This window comes from Micromonospora sp. NPDC049240 (assembly GCF_040647835.1).
Taxonomy (GTDB): Bacteria; Actinomycetota; Actinomycetes; order Mycobacteriales; family Micromonosporaceae; genus Micromonospora.
On record NZ_JBEZCX010000023.1, the window covers coordinates 107,212 to 125,191 of the forward strand.

The following is a 17,980-nucleotide window of genomic DNA, read 5'->3' on the forward strand; positions in this document are numbered from 1 at the left end:
CGCTGCGCTCGGTGCGTTCACTCATGCCCGGGCCGCCTCGGCCTCGCGCAGGCCCTTCTTCAGGACCTTGCCGGAGTCGTTGCGCGGCAACGACGCCACGATCTGCACGTACTTCGGCACCTTGTACCGGGCCAGGCTGGCCCGGCAGTGCTCGCGCAGTTCCTCGACGGTGGTGACCGCCCCGTCGGTGAGGATGACGAACGCCTTGGGGACCTCGTCCCACCGCGGGTCCGGCACCCCGATCACGGCGACCTCGGCGACGCCGGGGTGCTGGGCGAGGACCCGCTCGATCTCGGCCCCGGCGATGTTCTCCCCGCCGGACTTGATCAGGTCGGCGCGGCGGTCGACGAACCACAGGTAGCCGTCGGCGTCGATCCGCCCGATGTCGCCGGTGAGGAACCAACCGTCACGCCGGGTACGCCGGTTGGCCTCGTCGTCTTTCCAGTAGCCGGGAGAGACCTTCTCCCCCCGCACGATGATCTCCCCCTCGACGTCGGGGCCGACCGGCCGGAAGTGCTCGTCGACGATCCGGATGTGCACCCCGGGGAACGGCGCCCCCAGCGCGCCCAGCTTGGACTCCTCGTGGGCGGCGTCCAGGTAGCAGACCCCGTTGCACAGCTCGGTCATGCCGAACGTGTCGACCAGGCGCACGTGCGACAGCCGGCGCTTCACCTCGCGCCGCACGCCCGGCGCGACCCCGGCGAAGAGCAGGTAGCGCAGCGACGACAGGTCCGGCGGCTCGTCGAGGTCGAGCAGTCCGAACAGGATCTGCGCGGCCAGGACCATGCCGGTGACGCGTTCCCCGGCCGCGATCCGGGCGATGTCCGCCGGCGTGAACGTCGGCGTGAGCACCATCGTCGCGCCGGCCACGAACGTCGCCAGGCCGGGCGCCTCCAGCCCGCTGACGTGGAACAGCGGCGCGGAGACGAGGATCCGGTCGTCGGCGGTGAGTTCCAGCTCCAGGATCTGCGCGAAGTGGTTCGCGGTGAGGTTCCCGCAGGTGTGGATGACGCCCTTGGGCCGCGCCGTGGTGCCCGAGGTGTAGAGCAGCCGGTGGATGTCGGCGGGCCCCTTCTCCGCGTCGGCGACCCGCACCCCCGGCGGCTGCCGGTCCCGCAGGTCGGCCAGCCGCCGGGCGCCGGCGACCACCCGATCGCCGTTGGCGACGAGCGCCCGCAACCCGGTCGCGGCCGCCAACCGGGCCACGTCGTCGGCGAAGTCGTCGTCGTAGAGCAGGCCGGTGATGCCGGCCTGCGTGATGACGTACGCCTGCTCGTCGACGTGCAGCCGCCAGTTCAGCGGCACCGAGATCGCGCCGAGCCGGCTCAGCGCCAGCAGCTCGATGACGTAGGTGGCGGTGTTGCGTCCCAGCACCCCGACCAGGTCACCGTCGCCGAGGCCGGCGTCCCGCAGCGCCGCCGCGTGCCGGTCGACGTCCGCGTCCAGCTCGGCGTACGTCCAGCGGGCGTCGCCGTCGACCAGGGCCTCGGAGTCGGCGCGGCGCAACGCCTGGCGGCGCAGAGTCTCGGTGACGTTGCTGCCGGCCATCAGTCGTCGCTCCCCCGCCGCCGGGCCAGGATCTCCTCCCGGGACGGCAGGGACACGAACTCGAGCAGGTTGCCGTCGAGGTCGCGGGCGGCGAAGGCGGTGATGTGGCCGTAGTTCTCCAGCAGCACCCGGTTCGGCGCGGACAGGCACTCCGCGCCCAGGTCGACCAGCCGCTGGTGCAGCTCGTCCAGCTCGTCGCGCGGCACCTCGAAGCTGAGCAGGAACGTGCCCAGCTCCAGGTGCCCGGCGGTGGCCGTGCGGGTCTTGACACCGTTCCACTCGATGAGTTCGAGCTGCCCGATCCGGCTGGGCCCCTGGAGGTACTGGACCCGGCCGGTGGTGCCGGCCGGCAGTCCCAGCGACACCTCGATCCCGGGGCCGCCGACCTCGGTACGCAACGTCCGGCGGTAACCCAGCGCCCGCTCGTAGAAGTCCGCGGCGCGGTCGACGTCGGAGACGGTCATGGCCACGTGGTGCACTTCGCTGACCGGCATGATGACTCGCTTTCTCACTGATTCGCGACGGCTCGGGCGGACGGTCCGGACGGCCCGCCGAGGACGCGCTGGATCAGCGTGACCTCGTCGGCGCCGCTGTCGGGGACGATGAAGTCGTCGAGCCGGCAGATGTCGTCGACGGCGTCGAGGATGTCGTCGGGCGAGGCCGGCTCGGTCCCGCCGTACCAGCCGGGGGTGACGCCCAGGAAGATCCGCCCCACCCGGCCGCCCCCGACGGTGAGGATGTGCCGGTTGAGCCGGCACTGCTCGGAGGCGAGGAAGGTGGCCACCGCGGCGACGTGCCGCGGGTCGAACCGGTCGGTCAGCTCACCGAGGAGGTTCTCGGTCATCCGGGTCGCCGCGGTGGGCGCGATCGCGTTGACCAGGATGCCCCGGCGGGCGCCCTCCAACGCGAGCACGTTCATCAGACCGATCAGGCCGGCCTTGGCGGCGCCGTAGTTGGCCTGGCCGAAGTTGCCGAACAGGCCGGACGACGAACTGGTCAGCACGATCCGGCCGTACCCCCGCTCGACCAGGTGCGGCCAGGCGGGGCGCAGCACGTGGAACGCGCCGGCCAGGTGCACGTCGAGCACCGCGCGTACGTCCTCGTCGGCCATCTTGGCCAGCGTCCGGTCACGCAGGATGCCGGCGTTGTGGATGACCGCGTCGATCCGGCCGAACCCGTCGATCGCCCGGCCGACGAGGTCGGCGCCCCCGGCGGCGGTGGCCACCGAGTCGGTCGACGCGACGGCGACGCCGCCGGCCGCGCGGATCTCCGCGACGACCCGCTCGGCCGCGCCGGAGGAACCCGAGCCGTCGACCGTGCCGCCGAGGTCGTTGACGACCACCGAGGCGCCCCGCTCGGCGAGGGCCAGCGCGTGCGCCCGGCCGATGCCGTTGCCGGCGCCGGTGACGATCACGACCCTGCCGTCGAGGGTGACCCGGCCGCTCATCGCTGGTTCCCCAGGACCGCGACGAACGCGACGCAGGAGCCCGGCTGCCCGCCGAGGTTCTGCGCGACCGCCAGCCGGGCGTCGGGCACCTGCCGCGCGCCGGCCTCGCCCCGCAGTTGGGTGAAGCACTCGAACATCATCCGCAGTCCGGTCGCGCCGATCGGGTGGCCGAACGACTTGAGGCCGCCGTCGGTGTTGACCGGGAGCGCCCCGTCGAGGTCGTACCGGCCGTCGAGGATGTCGCGCCACGCCTTGCCGCGCGCGGAGAAGCCGAGATCCTCCATCAGCACCACCTCGGTCGGGGTGAAGCAGTCGTGCACCTCGGCCAGCGAGATCTCCGACGCCGGGTCGGTGACGCCCGCCTGCTCGTACGCCTCGCCGGCCGCGGCGACCACCTCGGGGAAGGTGGTGAAGTCGTAGCCGTCGGCGGCCAGCCCGGCCCCCGAGCCGGCGACGAAGCTCATCCCCCGCAGGTAGACCGGCTTGTCGGTGTACCGGTGGGCGTCCTCGGCCCGGACCAGGATCGCCGCCGCCGCGCCGTCGGAGACGCCCGAGCAGTCCATCACCCCGAGCGGCCCGGCGATCCGCGGCGAGTTCTCCACGGTCTCGGCGGAGACCGCCCTGCGGAACTGGGCGCGCTCGTTGCGGGCGCCGTTGGCGTGGTTCTTCATGGCGACCTTCGTCAGCGCGCCGCGCATCTGCCCGGCGTCCACCCCGTACGCCTCCTGGTAGGCCGGGGCGAGCAGGGAGAACCCGGCCGGCGCGGTCCAGTCCACGTCGGTGCCGTCGGCCGGCGGGAACACCGCCGACAGGCCGGAGTACGAGGAGTCCTTCAGCTTCTCCACGCCGGTCGCCATCACCATGTCGTACGCCCCGGATGCCACCGCGAACGCCGCGTTGCGGAACGCCTCCGACCCGGTGGCGCAGTAGTTCTCGACCCGGGTGACCGGCTTGCCCACCAGCCGCAGCGGGCGGGCCAGGGTCTGCCCGGACATGCCCGAGCCCTGGGTGCCGACCCAGAACGCGTCGACGTCGCCGAGCGTGACGTCGGGCAGCGACCCGACGCACTCCCGCACGGCGTCGACGAGCAGGTCGTCGGCGGAGCGGTCCCAGTGGTCCCGGAACGGGGTGCAGCCCATCGCGACGATCGCGACGTCCTGCGCGGTACGCCTACTGGCCATCAGCGGTGTCCTTCCCTGGCGCGGTTTCCGGACGGGCCGGGCGGAGCTTCCAGAAGTAGTTGTGGATCGAGTCGGTGGTCCAGAGCCGCCGGAAGGTGGGTGTCATCGGCATGCCCACCACGACGTCGCCGGGCGGGACGTCGGTGGCGTACGCGCTGAGCCGGCCGCCGCCGTCCACGTCGGCGACGACGATGGCGACCTCCGGCTCCGGCATGGTCGTCAGGTGGTCCCGGGTGGCCGAGACCACCCGGGCGGTGCGGTCGCGCAGCGAGACCTTCGCGGTCGCGGCGCCCGACCCGTCGACGCCGCAGGACGCGCAGACCCGACCGGGCGGCGTGGTGACCCGGCCGCAGGCGTCGCACCGGCTGCCCTCCAGCCGGTACTTCCAGCCGGCCCGCCGGTGCATCGGCGGGGCGGCCGGCGCCGGCGCCGCCGGCCGGGCCGGTCCCTGGACGTCGAGCAACCCGCGCCAGCGCAGGTAGCGGCCGTAGCCGAGGCGCTGTCGCGCGGCGAGCTGGGCGCGTACCGACGGCCCGCCGCGCGCCGCGCGTACCCCGGCACCGACCCGCAGCACGAACGCATCGGCGCCCTCGGTGGCGGACAGCAGCAGGATGCTCTGACCGGGCGGTGCCTCGTCGAGCGCGGCGGCGAGCAGCAGCCCGGGGTGGGCGGCGCCGGTGAAGCCGGTGGCCCGCTCGATGACCGCGTCCTGCCCCGAGCCGCCGAGCGCCCGGCGCAGCGCCGTCGCGGCCCGCGGGTTCGACGACGACACGACCACCTGGTCGACCGTGTCGAGGGACGCCTCGGCCAGGGCCCGGCGGGCGGCGTCGAGGCCGGCGGCGACGAGGATCTCGGCGGTGAACCGTTCGTCCCAGACCCGGTCGTGCCGCTCCCCGGGCAGCCGCCACCGGTCCAGCACCTCGGCGGTCCGGCCGACGCGCGCGAGGAGCACGGCGGCCCGAAGGCCACCGACGAACGCCGCGGCGGCGTCCCCCTGGGCCAGTTCGTCGGGCGCGCCGGGCCGGGTGGTCCGCACGTCGGCCAGCGCCGCCGTCGCGCCGGCCCGCAGCACCAGGTCGAGGGCGGACGCGCCGGCGCGGTGGCCGCGCAGGTCGAGCGCGGTCACGCCGGGGTCGAGCCCCAGCGCCTCGTGCACCACCCCGGCCGAGGTCTTCGCCTCGTACGGCGCGCTGGTGGTGGCGAGCAGCAGCTGCCGGCCCGCCGGGGTGTCGGCGGCGATGTGCCGCAACGCCTCGACGGCCATGGTGACGGCGTCCTCGTCGTACGCGGCGACGCCGCGCGCCGGGCCGCCGGCACGCGGCGGCCCGGTCACGTCCAGTCTGTTGTCGTCGAGCGCGTACGCCGGTAGGTAGGCCGCGTAGGCGTCGATGCCGGGCTGTTCGGACATGGGGCGCGCGTTCTCCTTCAGCTCCACGAGGGAATGGCGGCGAGCAGGCGCCGGGTGTAGTCCTGCCGCGGGTGGTCCAGCACGTCCGTCGCGTCGCCCTGCTCGACGACCCGGCCGCCGCTCATCACCGCGATCCGATGGCAGAGGTCGCTGGCCAGCATCAGGTCGTGGGTGACGAACAGCAGGCCGATGCCGAGCTCGTCGACCAGGGTGCGGAACAGGTCGACGACCTTGGTCTGGGTGGTCACGTCCAGGGCGGTGGTGCACTCGTCGGCGATCACCAGCGCGGGGCGGGTGACGACGGCGAGGCCGATGGCGACCCGTTGCCGGAGCCCGCCGGAGAGCTGGTGGGGATAGCTGTCCAGGACGCGCGGGGGGTCGGTGATGCGCATCTGCGCCAGCACCTCCACCGAGCGCCGCTCGACCTCGGCCCGGGTGATGTCGCGGACGTGGCGACGCAGCACCTCGGCGAGCTGGGTGCGGACCTTCATCAGCGGGTTCAACGACCGGGACGCGTCCTGGAAGACCATGCCCACGGCGCTGCCCCGGACCCGGTCGGTCCGGTCGACGCCGGGGGCGACCACCACGTCACCGGCGAGCGCGACGCTGCCCCGCTCGACCCGTACGTTGCGGTCGAGCAGGCCGACCACGGCGCGGGCCAGGGTGGTCTTGCCGCTGCCGGACTCGCCGACCACGCCGACGATCTGGCCCTGCCGGATCCGCAGGTCGACGTCGTCCAGCAGGCGCAGCTCGCCGTCGGCGAGGCGGACGGTGACGGACAGTCCGGACAACTCCAGCAGCGCGGTCATCGGCGCCTCTTCCGCGGGTCGTGGTGGGTGAGCAGCGCGTCGCCGAGCAGGTTCACCAGGAGCACCAGCAGGGTGATGGCGAGCCCGGGGAAGAACGCGATCCACCAGGCCTGGCTCAGCTCGTCCTGGCCGGAGGCCAGCATCGAGCCCCAGCTGTTCATCGGGGGGACCACGCCCAGGCCGAGGAAGCTCAGCGCGCTCTCGACCAGGATCGCGGTGCCGACCTGGAGCGTGCCGAGCGCGACGATGGTGCCGGCCAGGTTGGGCAGGATGTGCCGGAACACGATCCGTGCTTCCGAGGCGCCGGCGGCGCGCAGGCCGATGACGAACTGGCGTTCCCGGATCGCCAGCGTCGCCGCGCGGGTGACCCGGGCGCACACCGCCCAGCCGGTGAGCGCCAGCACCAGGAACAGCACCGGCAGCGAGCTGCCCCGGTTCGCGATGATGGCGAGGGCGACCAGGATGAACGGCAGCGCCAGCTGCGCGTCGATGAGGATCGAGATGACCCGGTCGACGCCGCCCCGGAAGTAGCCGGCCAGCAGACCGAGCAGCGTGCCGGGGCCGATCGCGACGAGCGCGCCGACCAGGCCGATCACGATGGTCAGCCGGCCGGCCGAGACGAACTGGGTGAGCAGGTCCTGGCCGAGCTTGTCGGTGCCGAGCGGATGCGCCCAGGTGCCGCCGTCGAGGAAGGCCGGCGGCCGGCGGGTCGCGGCCAGGTCCTGACCGGCCTCAGGCAGCAGGCCGGTCAGCGGCAGCACGAACACCGCGACGGCGGCCACCACCAGCGGCACCGCCAGCCAGAAGACCGAGGTACGCCCGCGGCGGCCGGCCCGCCGGGGCGGCGACACGGTGGCGGCGACGGGGTCGAGTTCGAGTTGGCTCACGGTGGTCACCGCACCCTCGGGTCGACGACCGAGTGCAGCACGTCGACGAGCAGGTTCAACAGCACGAAGACCAGCGCGCCGAAGACGACGATCGCCTGCACCAGCGGGAAGTCGCGGAACTGGATGGCCTGCAACGCGAGCTGCCCGAGCCCCGGCCAGGAGTAGACGTACTCGACCGCGACCGCGCCGGAGAGCAGGATCCCGGTCTGCAGCACGACGATCGTCAGGATCGGCATCATGGCGTTCTTGAAGGCGTGCCGCCACACCACCCGGCCGGCGCTGATGCCCCGGGCGCGAGCGGAGTCGATGTAGGGCTCGGCCAGCGCGTCGCTCATCGACGCCCGGGTGAGTCGGGCGATGTGTGCCATCGGGTAGACCGACATGGTGAGGGCGGGTAGGACCAGGTGCTTCGGGCTGCCCGACTGCCCGGCGGGCAGCCAGCCGAGCTGCACGGCGAACAGCACCACGAGCATCATGCCGAACCAGAAGACCGGCACCGACTGCCCGAGCAGCGCGAGCGTGGAGGCTCCCCGGTCCCACCAGCTGCCCTCCCGGGTCGCCGCGAGCACCCCGAGCGGGACACCGACGAGCAGCGCCAGCGCCATGCCGGCGCCGACGAGCTGGAGGGTGTACGGCAACCGATCGGCGATCATCGAGACGTTCGACTGGTAGAACTGCAGCGACTGGCCGAGGTCGCCGGTGAAGACGCCCTTGAGGTAGTCGAGGTACTGGGCGGCGACGGGCAGGTCCAGGCCGAGCTGGTGGCGCAGTGCCTCGCGCTGCTCGGGCGGGGCCATCGGGCCGAGGATGGTGGCGGTCGGGTCGCCGGAGAGGCGGCCGAGCAGGAACGCCAGGCTGAGCGCGATGAGCAGGGAGGCGAGCAGCGAGGCGAGCCGGCCGCCGACGCGGCGTACGGTGCGGGCCTTCATCGGCGGGACCTCCATCGCGCGCCGGGCATCGCGGCGAGCAGTTCGCGGGTGTAGTCGTGCTCGGGTGTGCCGAAGACCGTCTCGCAGGGCCCGGCCTCGACGACCCGGCCCCGGTACATCACGTGCACCGAGTCGCAGACGGAGCGGACCACGGCCAGGTCGTGGCTGATCATCAGCAGTGCCGCGCCGGTGGTCGCCCGGATCTGCCGGAGCAGGGCCAGGACGTCGGCCTGGACGGAGACGTCGACGCCGGAGGTCGGCTCGTCGGCCACGATCAGGCGCGGGCGCATGAGCAGGGCGCGGGCGATGCAGACCCGTTGCGCCTGACCGCCGGAGAGCTGGTGGGGGTAGCGGTCGAGCAGGTCCGGGGCGAGCCGGACCCGGCCGAGCAGGTCGGCGTCGCCGATCCAGGAGGTCCGCTCGGGTTGCAGCGAGCGCAGCTCCCGCAGCCCGGACCGGACCGACTGGCGGGGGTCCAGCGAGCCGTGCGGATCCTGGAACACCACCTGAACGTCGGGGCGAAGCCGACGCAGTTGGCTGCGGCTGGTCGCGTGCAGCGGGTGGCCGAGCAGCCGGATCTGGCCCGCGCCGCGCGGGCCCAGGCCGGTGGCGGCCATCGCGAGCGTGGTCTTGCCGGAGCCGGACTCACCGACGACGGCGACGCTCTCGCCGGCCTCGATGCGCAGCGACACCCGGTCGACGGCCCGGAAGACCTCACCGGTGCGGTCGTTGCGGTGCTCGACGACGAGGTCGTCGACCACCAGTACGGGGGTGTCCGCCGCCGGGGTGCGGGGGCGCCGGCCGGTGTCGCCCGGCGCCCCCGTCTTGACTACCTCGGCCATCGTCAGCGGGTCGTCTTCGTGAAGTCCACGGTGTTCAGCGGGCCGAACACCACGCCGGCGACACCCGGGCCGGTGGCGTAGTTGAACACCTGCCGGTAGAGCGGGACGTAGCAGTGCTTCTGGACCACGCCGATCGTGTTGAGCTGCTCGTAGATCGGGGTGGCCTGCTCGGCGCCGTCCTGCTCCAACGCCTGCTGGGCGAGCGCGTCGATCTGCGGGTCGGGGCAGTTGCCGGTGATCGACTTCGTCTTCATGAAGCCGCTGACGAAGTAGTCCGGCACGGCGACGTTCGGGACGCCGGCGAAGATCGCGATGCCGGGGACCTGGCGGCCGATGATCCGCTTGACCAGCGTGCCGTAGTCGAGCGGCACGTAGGTCACCTTGAAGCCGGCCTTCTCCAGACTGCCACCGACGGCCTGCGAGACCTCCTCGATGTTGGTGTACTGCGCCGCCGGGTAGCTGATCTGCACGCTCGGGGTCGCGCCGCCGACGAGTTCCTTGGCCTTGGCGGGGTCGGCGGTCACGCGCTGCGTCGGCTGCTGACCGGGTCGGACGTTGAGCAGGCCGGCGTCGGGCACCGCCTGGCCGTCGAAGATGCCCTTGACGATCGCGTCGCGGTCGACAGCCAGCGCCGCCGCCTCGCGCAACTTCGGGTCGTCGAACGGCGCCTTCGTCGAGTCGAGGAACGCGATGATCTTCATGGCGGTCTCGGTGCTCACCACGTTCACGCCCGCCGCCTTGGCCGCGCTCGCCTGCGCCGGCGGCAGGTCGAAGGAGACGTCGACGCTCTTGCTCTGGATCAACGCGAGCCGCTGGGCGGCCTCGTTCGCCCAGGTGAAGGTGACGCCCTCGTTCGTCGCCTTGGTGCCCCAGTAGTCGGGGTTGCGCTTGACCGAGATGTCGCGGCCGGCGTTCGCGCCGCCCCAGACGTACGGGCCGGTGCCGACCGGCGCGGCGGCGAAGCCCTCCGAGCCCTTCTCCTGGTAGTACTTCGGCGGCACCAGGTAGACGGTGGTGAGCAGGTCGGGGATGTCGTACTGCGGGGTCTTCGTCTTGACCACGACGGTGGTGGCGTCCGGCGCCTCGATCGCGGTGACGTTGCCGAAGTAGGACTTGAGCTGCGACGCGGCGCTGTCCCGGGTGAGCGTGATGGTGTTGGCGACCGCTGCCGCGTCGGCCTTCTCGCCGTTGCTGAAGCTGATGTCCGGCCGGACCTTGAAGGTCCAGGTGGTGGCGTCGGTGCGGGTCCAGCTCGTCACCAGGCCGGTGTCGGTGGGCGTCAGGTCGTCGCCGGTGTCGATCAGGGGTTCGAGCATCGTCGCCCAGACGATCTGGGCGGAGCGTGCGCCCACGATCGGGTCGAGCGTCGCCGGTTGGGCGGCGAGCAGAGCCCGGATGGTGGCCGTGCCGGACGCGCCGGCGTCGTCGGAGTCGGAGCCGCCGCATCCGGTCAGGCCGGCGCTCGCGAGGGTCAGGGCGGTGGCGACTGCCAGGAAGCGCCGGGAACGCAAGGACTTCATGATCATCGTGGTGTCCTTCACAGCGATGGACCCGTCATGTCTTCCGCGTGAGGCGGCGGTGACGTTCGCCACAAAGTACCGACCAGCCGGTATCAAGTCAACGGGTCGCACGGGTGTCTCGCCCATGACATTCGTGTGACAGAGCCGGGCCAACCAGCGACGTTGTCTTCATACCGACCGGTATGTATGATCCTGTCGTGACCATCACCCTCACCCATGGGCACGACGGCCGCCTCGCGCGGGTCCGCTACGACAACGCGGCACGCGGCAACTGCTTCGACCTCGCTCGCCTGTACGACCTCGCCGACACGCTGGAGTCCGCCGCCGCCGACGAGCGCTGCGTGGTGATCCGGCTCGACATGGCCGGTCGACACTTCTGCGGCGGCTGGGACACCACCGCCTTCGCCGCGCTGGCCGGCGCCACCACGGAGACGGTCGCCGCCGACCTACGCGCCAGCGACGCGGCGCTGCACCGGATCCGGCGACTCCCGGTGCCCGTCGTCGCCGCCGTCCGAGGGCGGATCATCGGTTTCGGCGCCGGCCTGCTCAGCGCCGTGCACCTGCCGATCGCCGCGGCCGACGCCCGGCTGTCCCTCCCGGAGGCCCGGTACGGCTTCGCCCCCGCCGGCGTCGGCCACACGATCGCCCGGTCGATACCCCGCCAGCACGCCTACCATCTGCTGACCGGCGCGGCGACCGCGACCGCCCGGCAACTGCTCGCCTGGGGACTGGTCGTCGAGGTGGTCGACGACGACGACCTCGACCACGCGGTGGACGACCTCGTCGACACGCTGCTGGCCGTGCCCGGACCGACACTGCGGGCGGTGGTCGCCGTCGTCGAGTCGAGCCTGGCCACCGGCACCGCCGACCAGGCGTACGACATCTCGGCCCGCACCGTCGTCGCGGGCCCGACCAGGTGGGGAGCCGCCGGATGAGCCATCGATTCGAGCCCGGCGAGGCGGTCTGGGTGGAGCTGTGCACCCCCGACCCGGAGCGGGTCGAGACGTTCTACCGCTCGCTGCTCGGCTGGACGATCCGCCCCGAACGGCTGGGCGCCACGACCTACCGGATGTGCGGCGTCGACGGCCGCGACGTCGCCGGGATCTCCGACGCCGCCGCGCTGCACGGCGACCGCCCCCGGGGCTGGATCACCTACTTCGCCGTCGACGACATCACCCGGTCCACCCGCCAGGCGGTGGCGCTCGGCGGTGAACTGGTCACGCCACCCCGATACCTGCCGGCGGCCGGCACCGGCGCGGCAGTCGTCGACCCCTTCGGCGCGGCCTTCGGTCTCTACCAGGGCGAATCCCGCGCCGGCGTCCAGGCACTGAACTCGGTCGGCGCGTTGTGCTGGAACGAGCTGGACACCGGGGAGCCCGCCGCTTCGGTGGCCTACTACCGCTCCCTGTTCGGCTACACCACCCGGCAGCGCGGCGACTCACCCACCACGCGGCCCTACACGCTGCTGATGCTCGGCGACGTCCCGGTCGCCGGCGTCCTCGAACTCGACAACGACTGGCCCAACCCGATCCCGTCGAAGTGGATCACCTACTTCGCGGTCGCGTCCCTCGACGACGCGGTGGCCCGGGTCGCCGCCCTGGGCGGGCAACCGACGGTCGGACCGGTGGACAGCCCGCACGGGCGGCTGCACCTGGTGAAGGACCCCGGTGGACACACGCTCTGCCTCATCCAGCTCGAAGACGGGCTGCGGCCCGACCACGACTCCCTCGACCCGGCGGTGAACCGATGATGGCCGAGCCCCTGTTCGACTCCGCCGAGTTCCGCCAGGTGTGCGGACACTTCCCCACCGGCGTCACCGCGGTGACCGCGGTGGCCGCGGACGGCGCCGTCGCCGCGCTGACCGTCAACTCGTTCACCTCGGTCTCGCTCGAACCGGCGAAGGTGCTCTTCTGCGTCACCAGCCACTCGTCGAGCTTCCCCGTGCTGATGGGGTCCGACCGGATCGCCATCCACATCCTCGGCCAGGACCAGGAGGACGTGGCCCGACGGTTCGCCACCTCGGGCCTGTCCGGCGCCGAACGGCTCAGCGGTGTGTCCTGGGTGCCCGGCCCGGACGGCGTACCGCTGCTCCCCGGCACCCCGGCGATCCTCGCCGGGGTGCGCGACGAGGTGATCACCAGCGGCGATCACGTGATCTTCCTGCTCGACGTCGACCGGGTCCACCTGAAGCCGACGGACGTGCCGGCGCTGTCGTTCTACCGGGGTCGGTTCGTCACGCCGTCGCGCGCGGCGACCGAGTGAGCGCCGGCCCACCGGCGCCGGCTCAGTCGTAGTAGCGGAACAGGATCTCGGCCACGCAGCAGGGCTGCGACCCGTCGACGAACTCCACCGTCACCGACGCCTTGGCCTGCACCCCGGCGGCCCCTCCGGCCGCCGGGGCGGGGATCGGCGCGGCCGAGACGAGCGTGGCGACGCCCTGGATCTCGACGCCCGGCGGCAGCGGCTTGACGAACCGGACCCGGTCCAGCCCGTAGTTGACCCCCATCGAGAACGTCCGCACCTCGAGGATGTCGGCCAGCAGCCGGGGCACGAGGGACAGGGTCAGGAAGCCGTGCACGACCGTGCCACCGAACGGCCCGGACCGCGCCCGCTCGACGTCGACGTGGATCCACTGGTGGTCGCCGGTGACGTCGGCGAACTGGTCGACCTGCCCCTGGGTCACCACCTGAGGCGCGCTGACGCCCAACTCCGCGCCGACCAGCTCCAGCAGGTCGTCCGGCGTGCGTACGGTGGTTCGTCTGGTGGCTCGCATCTGCGGGACTCCGTTTCGCATGGTCGGTCCGGAAGCGTCACTCAACGCCGGTCGCCTGGGCCGTGACGTGCGCGGTGAGCGTCTCCCACTCGCGCTCCCAGGCCGCGTCCGCGACGACGGGCCGGGCGATGCGCAGCATCCGCCGGACCGCCGTCGGGTCGAGGGCCGCGACGGCCGCCGCCAGCGCGTCGACGTGCGCGACCAGTTGGTCGTCGGCGACAGTCCCACTGACCAGGCCGCGGCGCGCGGAATCCTCGGCCGACCAGGTCTCGCCGGTGACCAGCAGCCGCCGGGCGAGCGCCGGACCGACGGCGAGCGGCAGCAGCACACTGGATCCCCAGCCCGGCACCTGGCCGACGGCGAGGTGCCGGTCGCCGATCCGGGCGCTGTCGGCGGCGACCGCGATGTCGCAGGCGAGCAGCAGTTCCAGACCGCCGCCGAAGGCCGCCCCGTTGACCGCCGCGACGGTGGGCAGCTCCGCTGCCCGCATCCGGCGTACCAGGCGGCGGCCCCGGTCGAGGAGGGCCAGCAGCGCGGGCAGGTCCCCGAGCAGGCCGGTGGTCTCGGCGAGGTCGGCCCCGGCGCAGAAGCTCCGGCCGGTCCCGGTGAGCACGAGCACCCGCACGTCCGGATCGGTCGCACCGGCGAGCCACCCTTCGAGACCGGCCAGCACCGTGCTGTCGCAGGCGTTGCCGGCGCCGGCGCTGTCGATCCGCGCCCACAGGGCGGGCCCGCGGCGGGTCACCACGACGGAGGTCACGACAGGCTCACGCAGAGCTTGCCGAAGCCGGCGCCGGCGAGCATCCGGCCGGCCTGGCGGTGGATGTCGGCGAGGTCGACGACGCTGTTCACGACCGGCCGGACGTGGTGGGTGTCGACGAACTCGACCAGGGACCGGAGTTCGTCGAGCGTGCCCATGGTCGAGCCGTGGACGGTGATCTCCCGGGCGAACAGGCGGGGCAGGTCCAGGTGGGCGGTGAAGCCGCTCGTGCCGCCGCACACCACGACGGCGCCGCCGGCCCGGGTCGAGCGGACCGAGTGCGCGAACGTCGCCGGGCCGACGGTCTCGACGACGACGTCGGCCAACTCCGGTGTCCGCTCGCCGCTGTCCAGAGCGACGGCCGCGCCGAGGGCCAGCGCCCGCTCCCGTTTGGCCGGGGAGCGGGAGGTGACCATGACGATGGCGCCGGCGGCCACGGCGAGGCAGGTCGCGGCGGTCGCGACGCCGCCACCCGCGCCCTGGACGAGCACCACCTGCCCGGGCGAGAGCGCCGCCCGGGTGAACAACATGCGGTACGCGGTCAGCCAGGCCGTGGGCAGGCTCGCCGCCTCGGCCCAACTCAGCCCGGCGGGCTTGGGCACCAGGTGCGCCGCCGGTACCACGACGCGCTCGGCGAGGACGCCGTGGCCGGCGTCCGGCAGCAGAGTCGCGTGGGTGACGGTCCGGCCGGTCGGCGCGGTGGGCAGCACGGGATAGACGATCACCTCGCGGTCCCCGGCCACGCCTGCCGCGTCGCTGCCGAGGACGCGGGGACCGTCGGGGGGTGGGACGCCGACACCGCGCAGGCTCCAGATGTCGTGCATGTTCAGCGCGCCGGCCCGCACGTCGACGCTCACCCAGCCGGCGGGCGCCGGCGGGGCGTCGAGGTCGCCGACGCGCAGCGCGTCGACCGGGTGGTCGGCGGAGGGCTCGACGACGTAGGCGGCTCTCATGCCGACGCCGTTGCGGCCCGCTCGGTGGGCCCGTTCCAGAACGCCACGTCGGCGAGGTCGGCCCGGGCCGCGGGGCGGAAGGCCAGACCCTTGGTGTACGCGACCGGGATGAGCGTGACCGGTCGCCATCCGTCGGGCAGGCCGAGCACCGCCCGTACCCGGGTGGCCCGGTGCGCCATGGCGGTGGCAAGCACCGAGCCGAGGCCCCGGGACCGCAGCGCGAGCTGGAACGACCAGGCGAACGGGAAGATCGAGCCGTAGTACCCGGACGCGGCGCCGCCGACCGGCCGCTCGGGGATCGGCTTGGTGCTGCACAGGACGACCAGGACGGGCACCTCGGCCAGGTGGTCGACGAGGTGCTTCACCGCGGCGAGGACCCGGTGCTGCCGGGCCTGGGCCGACGGGTCGCCACGGACCGCCGGCGACAGCCGGGTGGTGGTGGCTGCCTCGCCGCCGGCCAGCGGACGCTCGACCGTCTCGTACCAGATCTCGGTGTAGAGCTCGGACAGCTTCCGCCGCAGCGCCGGGTCGTCGACCGCCACGGCGCGCCAGTCCTCCAGGTTGGAGCCCATCGGCGCCTGCTGCGCCAAGCGCAGGCACTCCTCGACGACGGCGCGGCCCACTGGCCGGTCGAAGTCCATCCGGTGTCGCACCGCCCGGGTGGTCGTCAGCACCTCGTCGATGTCGGTGATCACAGCGGTACTCATACGTGGTCCTCCCCGGTGAGGCGGTCGACGGGCTTGTCCCGGTAGGGCAACGGCACTCCCCACCGGTCGAGGTAGCTGACGCTGCTCACCGGCCGGCGGGCCGCGACCCTGAAGTCGGTGCCGCGGGTGTGGGCGACCGGCAGCATGGTGATCTGCAGCGCGTCGTCGGGGATGCCGAGCAGCGCGGCGGCGGACGCCGCGTGGTGCAGGTGCAGGGTGGTGATGACCGTGCCCAGCCCGCGTGCCCGCAGGGCCAGGTTGAACTGCCAGATCGCCGGATAGAGCGACCCGTAGACGGCGGAGTTCGTGCCGGGTCCGCCGGTGGCCGGGTTGGGCCGGGTCGCGCACGGGATGACGAGGTAGGGCGCCCGGCCGATGGTGCGCGCCAGGTGCTCGGCGCCCCGGAGGATCCGCGCGGTCCGGGCGCTGACCGTGCCGTGCCCGTCGACACCACCGAGGCGTCCCCGGACGGTCTCGCTCTCCGCGCCCGCCTCGCTGTGCAGCGGCTCGTGCACGTACGTGAGGTAGGCGGCGTGGTAGAGCGTCGCCAGCTCGGCCTTGAGCGCCGGGTCGCCGACGACGAGCCAGCGCCAGTCCTCGGCACCGCCGCCGGTGGGCGCCTGCAGGGCGAGTTGCAGGCACTCGCCGATCAGGCCGATCGGCACCGGGCGGTCGTAGTCCAGGCGCAGGCGCACCGACCGGGTGGTGGTCAGCACGTGGTTGAGGTCGGTGAACGGCAGCGTCATCGGCCGACCTCCGCGTCGAAGCCCATCAGGTCAGCGATGTGCAGGGTGTCGCAGTACTCCCGGACCTCGGCGATGCCACCGGCACGCACGTCGACGATCCAGAGGTAGCGGTTCTGGTAGCGGGACCCGTCGCCGAGCGTGGCGTCGCCGTGGGCCTCGACGGCGACGAGCGTGTCGTCGACGACCCACCGGTCGGCGGTCACCTCGACCGCGGCCGACCGGTACGCGCCGCCGGCGAGACGTGCCCGCATCGCGGCGAGCTTCGCGGTCATCGGCACCCGGCCGTGGAACGGGCCGTTGGCGTCGAGATCGCCCCACCCGTGCGGCCGGCCCCGGTCACGGTGCCGGCCGGAGTCGGTCCACCAGGTGGCGTCGGCGGTGAAGAGGGCGCCGAACGCGTCGAGGTCGCCCCGGGCCAGGGCCGGCCACATGGCCAGCGCGGCCCGCAGGGGCCGGGGCGCGTCGGCGGGACCGGGCGCGGCGCGGGCCGGGCGGCGGTCGAGGCTGCTACGGGGGACGGCCGCGCCGCCGCCCACCACGTGTTGCGCGTGGCTGGTGTCGAGGTACTCGCGCACCGCGACCACGGCGCCGGCCGGGTCGACGTCGAAGACGAAGCCGTAGCGGTTGGCGTACTCCAGCCCACCGGCGTGCACGCCGTACCCCTCGACCTCGATGACGCAGGTGTCGTCCCCGGCGACGACGCGACGCGGGATCTGGCGGCAGCCGGTGGGGAACGCCCGGGGACCGAGCGAGCGCATCAGCGCGAGCTTGTCGTCCATCCGCATGATGCCGTGCAGCGGGAAGCGTCCACTTCCGTGTGGGGCGAGGCCCGGGTCGCCACCGCGCCGGTCCGGACCGGTGTCGACCCACCAGGTCGCGTCCGGGGCGCACAGGCGAGCGAGGCCGCCGAGGCTCCCCCGGTCGAGCGCGGAGACGAAGTCCATGCCCGCCTGGACGGCACGTGTCATCCCGGCCTCCAACATTCCGACTGGTGGGTATCTAACACTCTCCGAGCGGGTAACTCAAGGAGAAATACATACCGACCGGATGGTATTCTTGGGGCCAGGTCAGCGACGAGGGGGTCTTTGCGGTGTTCGAGGCGTACCAACTGCCCGAGGAGCACGCGGCGGTACGGGAGGCGGTGCGGGACGTGTGCGACGACAAGGTCGCACCGCACGCCGCCATCGCCGACGAGACCGCCCAGTTCCCGCAGAACGCCTACGACGCGCTGCGCGCCGCCGACTTCCACGCGCCGCACATCCCGGTCGAGTACGGCGGCGCCGGCGCCGACGCCCTCGCCACCGCGATCGTCATCGAGGAGATCGCACGCGCGTGCGCCTCGTCGTCACTGATCCCGGCCGGCAACAAGCTCGGGACCATGCCGCTGCTGTTGGCCGGCTCCGAGGAGCTGAAGCGCCGGTACCTGACGCCGGTGGCCTCGGGTGACGCGATGTTCTCCTACTGCCTCTC

At 73.2% G+C, this 17,980-nt stretch carries 20 protein-coding genes; 4 read left to right on the top strand and 16 right to left on the bottom strand.

The window, feature by feature from the left end; translation table 11 throughout:
* Positions 1-21 precede the first annotated feature (21 nt).
* The 10 genes from AB0B02_RS27780 to AB0B02_RS27825 are packed head-to-tail and all read right to left on the bottom strand — an operon-like array spanning position 22 to position 10,577.
* Positions 22-1,548, bottom strand: coding sequence for an AMP-binding protein (locus AB0B02_RS27780; RefSeq protein ID WP_357305144.1), 1,527 nt, complete (start codon positions 1,546-1,548; stop codon positions 22-24).
* Positions 1,548-2,042 carry a VOC family protein gene (locus tag AB0B02_RS27785; RefSeq protein ID WP_281940048.1) on the bottom strand — a complete coding sequence of 165 codons (495 nt, stop codon included), beginning with the start codon at positions 2,040-2,042 and terminating at the stop codon, positions 1,548-1,550. The genes AB0B02_RS27780 and AB0B02_RS27785 overlap by 1 nt, the downstream gene beginning before the upstream one ends.
* Before the next feature lie 14 nt (positions 2,043-2,056).
* Positions 2,057-2,995, bottom strand: coding sequence for an SDR family NAD(P)-dependent oxidoreductase (locus AB0B02_RS27790; protein WP_281940046.1), 939 nt, complete (start codon positions 2,993-2,995; stop codon positions 2,057-2,059).
* Positions 2,992-4,176 (bottom strand): acetyl-CoA acetyltransferase, encoded by a 1,185-nt coding sequence (locus AB0B02_RS27795; protein ID WP_357305148.1) that lies wholly within the window; start codon positions 4,174-4,176, stop codon positions 2,992-2,994. The genes AB0B02_RS27790 and AB0B02_RS27795 overlap by 4 nt, the downstream gene beginning before the upstream one ends.
* On the bottom strand, positions 4,166-5,584 hold the full coding sequence (locus AB0B02_RS27800; RefSeq protein ID WP_357305152.1) for a zinc ribbon domain-containing protein: 1,419 nt from the start codon (positions 5,582-5,584) through the stop codon (positions 4,166-4,168). Before AB0B02_RS27800 ends, AB0B02_RS27795 begins: the two co-directional genes overlap by 11 nt.
* Positions 5,585-5,601: 17 nt before the next feature.
* A complete protein-coding gene (locus tag AB0B02_RS27805) occupies positions 5,602-6,393 on the bottom strand; it encodes an ABC transporter ATP-binding protein (RefSeq protein ID WP_281940043.1) in 792 nt (263 codons plus the stop codon).
* Positions 6,390-7,280: an ABC transporter permease gene (locus AB0B02_RS27810; protein WP_281940041.1), complete on the bottom strand. Its 891-nt coding sequence runs from the start codon at positions 7,278-7,280 to the stop codon at positions 6,390-6,392. The genes AB0B02_RS27805 and AB0B02_RS27810 overlap by 4 nt, the downstream gene beginning before the upstream one ends.
* Before the next feature lie 5 nt (positions 7,281-7,285).
* The gene (locus AB0B02_RS27815) at positions 7,286-8,209 is read right to left on the bottom strand and encodes an ABC transporter permease (RefSeq protein WP_357305156.1); all 924 of its coding nucleotides are present in this window, start codon (positions 8,207-8,209) and stop codon (positions 7,286-7,288) included.
* Positions 8,206-9,051, bottom strand: a complete 846-nt coding sequence (locus AB0B02_RS27820) for an ATP-binding cassette domain-containing protein (RefSeq protein ID WP_357305159.1) — start codon at positions 9,049-9,051, stop codon at positions 8,206-8,208. The genes AB0B02_RS27815 and AB0B02_RS27820 overlap by 4 nt, the downstream gene beginning before the upstream one ends.
* Positions 9,052-9,053: 2 nt before the next feature.
* The gene (locus AB0B02_RS27825) at positions 9,054-10,577 is read right to left on the bottom strand and encodes an ABC transporter substrate-binding protein (RefSeq protein WP_281940036.1); all 1,524 of its coding nucleotides are present in this window, start codon (positions 10,575-10,577) and stop codon (positions 9,054-9,056) included.
* Positions 10,578-10,768: 191 nt separating this feature from the next.
* Between AB0B02_RS27825 and AB0B02_RS27830 the strand changes: the two genes are divergently transcribed.
* The 3 genes from AB0B02_RS27830 to AB0B02_RS27840 are packed head-to-tail and all read left to right on the top strand — an operon-like array spanning position 10,769 to position 12,833.
* The gene (locus tag AB0B02_RS27830; protein ID WP_357305163.1) at positions 10,769-11,506 is read left to right on the top strand and encodes an enoyl-CoA hydratase/isomerase family protein; all 738 of its coding nucleotides are present in this window, start codon (positions 10,769-10,771) and stop codon (positions 11,504-11,506) included.
* Entirely contained in the window at positions 11,503-12,321 is an 819-nt protein-coding gene (locus AB0B02_RS27835) for a VOC family protein (RefSeq protein WP_357305166.1), read from the top strand. The genes AB0B02_RS27830 and AB0B02_RS27835 overlap by 4 nt, the downstream gene beginning before the upstream one ends.
* Entirely contained in the window at positions 12,321-12,833 is a 513-nt protein-coding gene (locus AB0B02_RS27840) for a flavin reductase family protein (RefSeq protein ID WP_357305169.1), read from the top strand. The genes AB0B02_RS27835 and AB0B02_RS27840 overlap by 1 nt, the downstream gene beginning before the upstream one ends.
* Before the next feature lie 22 nt (positions 12,834-12,855).
* Here AB0B02_RS27840 and AB0B02_RS27845 read toward each other — a convergent pair whose 3' ends face one another.
* From AB0B02_RS27845 to AB0B02_RS27870, 6 genes are read right to left on the bottom strand one after another with little or no spacing between them, the layout of a single operon-like run.
* Positions 12,856-13,344, bottom strand: coding sequence for a MaoC family dehydratase (locus AB0B02_RS27845; RefSeq protein WP_281940028.1), 489 nt, complete (start codon positions 13,342-13,344; stop codon positions 12,856-12,858).
* 37 nt (positions 13,345-13,381) lie between these two features.
* Positions 13,382-14,104: an enoyl-CoA hydratase/isomerase family protein gene (locus AB0B02_RS27850; RefSeq protein WP_357305173.1), complete on the bottom strand. Its 723-nt coding sequence runs from the start codon at positions 14,102-14,104 to the stop codon at positions 13,382-13,384.
* Positions 14,101-15,057 (bottom strand): zinc-binding dehydrogenase, encoded by a 957-nt coding sequence (locus AB0B02_RS27855; RefSeq protein ID WP_357305176.1) that lies wholly within the window; start codon positions 15,055-15,057, stop codon positions 14,101-14,103. Before AB0B02_RS27855 ends, AB0B02_RS27850 begins: the two co-directional genes overlap by 4 nt.
* Positions 15,054-15,764 (bottom strand): nitroreductase family protein, encoded by a 711-nt coding sequence (locus tag AB0B02_RS27860; RefSeq protein ID WP_281940022.1) that lies wholly within the window; start codon positions 15,762-15,764, stop codon positions 15,054-15,056. Before AB0B02_RS27860 ends, AB0B02_RS27855 begins: the two co-directional genes overlap by 4 nt.
* Positions 15,761-16,510: a nitroreductase family protein gene (locus AB0B02_RS27865; protein WP_281940020.1), complete on the bottom strand. Its 750-nt coding sequence runs from the start codon at positions 16,508-16,510 to the stop codon at positions 15,761-15,763. The genes AB0B02_RS27860 and AB0B02_RS27865 overlap by 4 nt, the downstream gene beginning before the upstream one ends.
* Positions 16,507-17,478 (bottom strand): nuclear transport factor 2 family protein, encoded by a 972-nt coding sequence (locus AB0B02_RS27870; protein WP_357305180.1) that lies wholly within the window; start codon positions 17,476-17,478, stop codon positions 16,507-16,509. The genes AB0B02_RS27865 and AB0B02_RS27870 overlap by 4 nt, the downstream gene beginning before the upstream one ends.
* A gap of 122 nt (positions 17,479-17,600) precedes the next feature.
* On the opposite strand from AB0B02_RS27870, the gene AB0B02_RS27875 reads away from it, so the two are divergent.
* Positions 17,601-17,980 (top strand): acyl-CoA dehydrogenase family protein (locus AB0B02_RS27875; protein WP_357305183.1); only part of this gene is annotated, 380 nt, incomplete at its 3' end.

Excerpts from the sequence above, each read along its gene's own strand:
- AB0B02_RS27865 (WP_281940020.1), bottom strand. The coding sequence starts at position 16,510 with ATGACGCTGCCGTTCACCGACCTCAACCACGTGCTGACCACCACCCGG.
- AB0B02_RS27780 (WP_357305144.1), bottom strand. The coding sequence starts at position 1,548 with ATGGCCGGCAGCAACGTCACCGAGACTCTGCGCCGCCAGGCGTTGCGC.
- AB0B02_RS27795 (WP_357305148.1), bottom strand. The coding sequence starts at position 4,176 with ATGGCCAGTAGGCGTACCGCGCAGGACGTCGCGATCGTCGCGATGGGC.
- AB0B02_RS27785 (WP_281940048.1), bottom strand. The coding sequence starts at position 2,042 with ATGCCGGTCAGCGAAGTGCACCACGTGGCCATGACCGTCTCCGACGTC.
- AB0B02_RS27790 (WP_281940046.1), bottom strand. The coding sequence starts at position 2,995 with ATGAGCGGCCGGGTCACCCTCGACGGCAGGGTCGTGATCGTCACCGGC.
- AB0B02_RS27820 (WP_357305159.1), bottom strand. The coding sequence starts at position 9,051 with ATGGCCGAGGTAGTCAAGACGGGGGCGCCGGGCGACACCGGCCGGCGC.
- AB0B02_RS27800 (WP_357305152.1), bottom strand. The coding sequence starts at position 5,584 with ATGTCCGAACAGCCCGGCATCGACGCCTACGCGGCCTACCTACCGGCG.
- AB0B02_RS27870 (WP_357305180.1), bottom strand. The coding sequence starts at position 17,478 with ATGACACGTGCCGTCCAGGCGGGCATGGACTTCGTCTCCGCGCTCGAC.
- AB0B02_RS27855 (WP_357305176.1), bottom strand. The coding sequence starts at position 15,057 with ATGAGAGCCGCCTACGTCGTCGAGCCCTCCGCCGACCACCCGGTCGAC.
- AB0B02_RS27835 (WP_357305166.1), top strand. The coding sequence starts at position 11,503 with ATGAGCCATCGATTCGAGCCCGGCGAGGCGGTCTGGGTGGAGCTGTGC.
- AB0B02_RS27845 (WP_281940028.1), bottom strand. The coding sequence starts at position 13,344 with ATGCGAGCCACCAGACGAACCACCGTACGCACGCCGGACGACCTGCTG.
- AB0B02_RS27815 (WP_357305156.1), bottom strand. The coding sequence starts at position 8,209 with ATGAAGGCCCGCACCGTACGCCGCGTCGGCGGCCGGCTCGCCTCGCTG.
- AB0B02_RS27860 (WP_281940022.1), bottom strand. The coding sequence starts at position 15,764 with ATGAGTACCGCTGTGATCACCGACATCGACGAGGTGCTGACGACCACC.
- AB0B02_RS27825 (WP_281940036.1), bottom strand. The coding sequence starts at position 10,577 with ATGATCATGAAGTCCTTGCGTTCCCGGCGCTTCCTGGCAGTCGCCACC.
- AB0B02_RS27840 (WP_357305169.1), top strand. The coding sequence starts at position 12,321 with ATGGCCGAGCCCCTGTTCGACTCCGCCGAGTTCCGCCAGGTGTGCGGA.
- AB0B02_RS27805 (WP_281940043.1), bottom strand. The coding sequence starts at position 6,393 with ATGACCGCGCTGCTGGAGTTGTCCGGACTGTCCGTCACCGTCCGCCTC.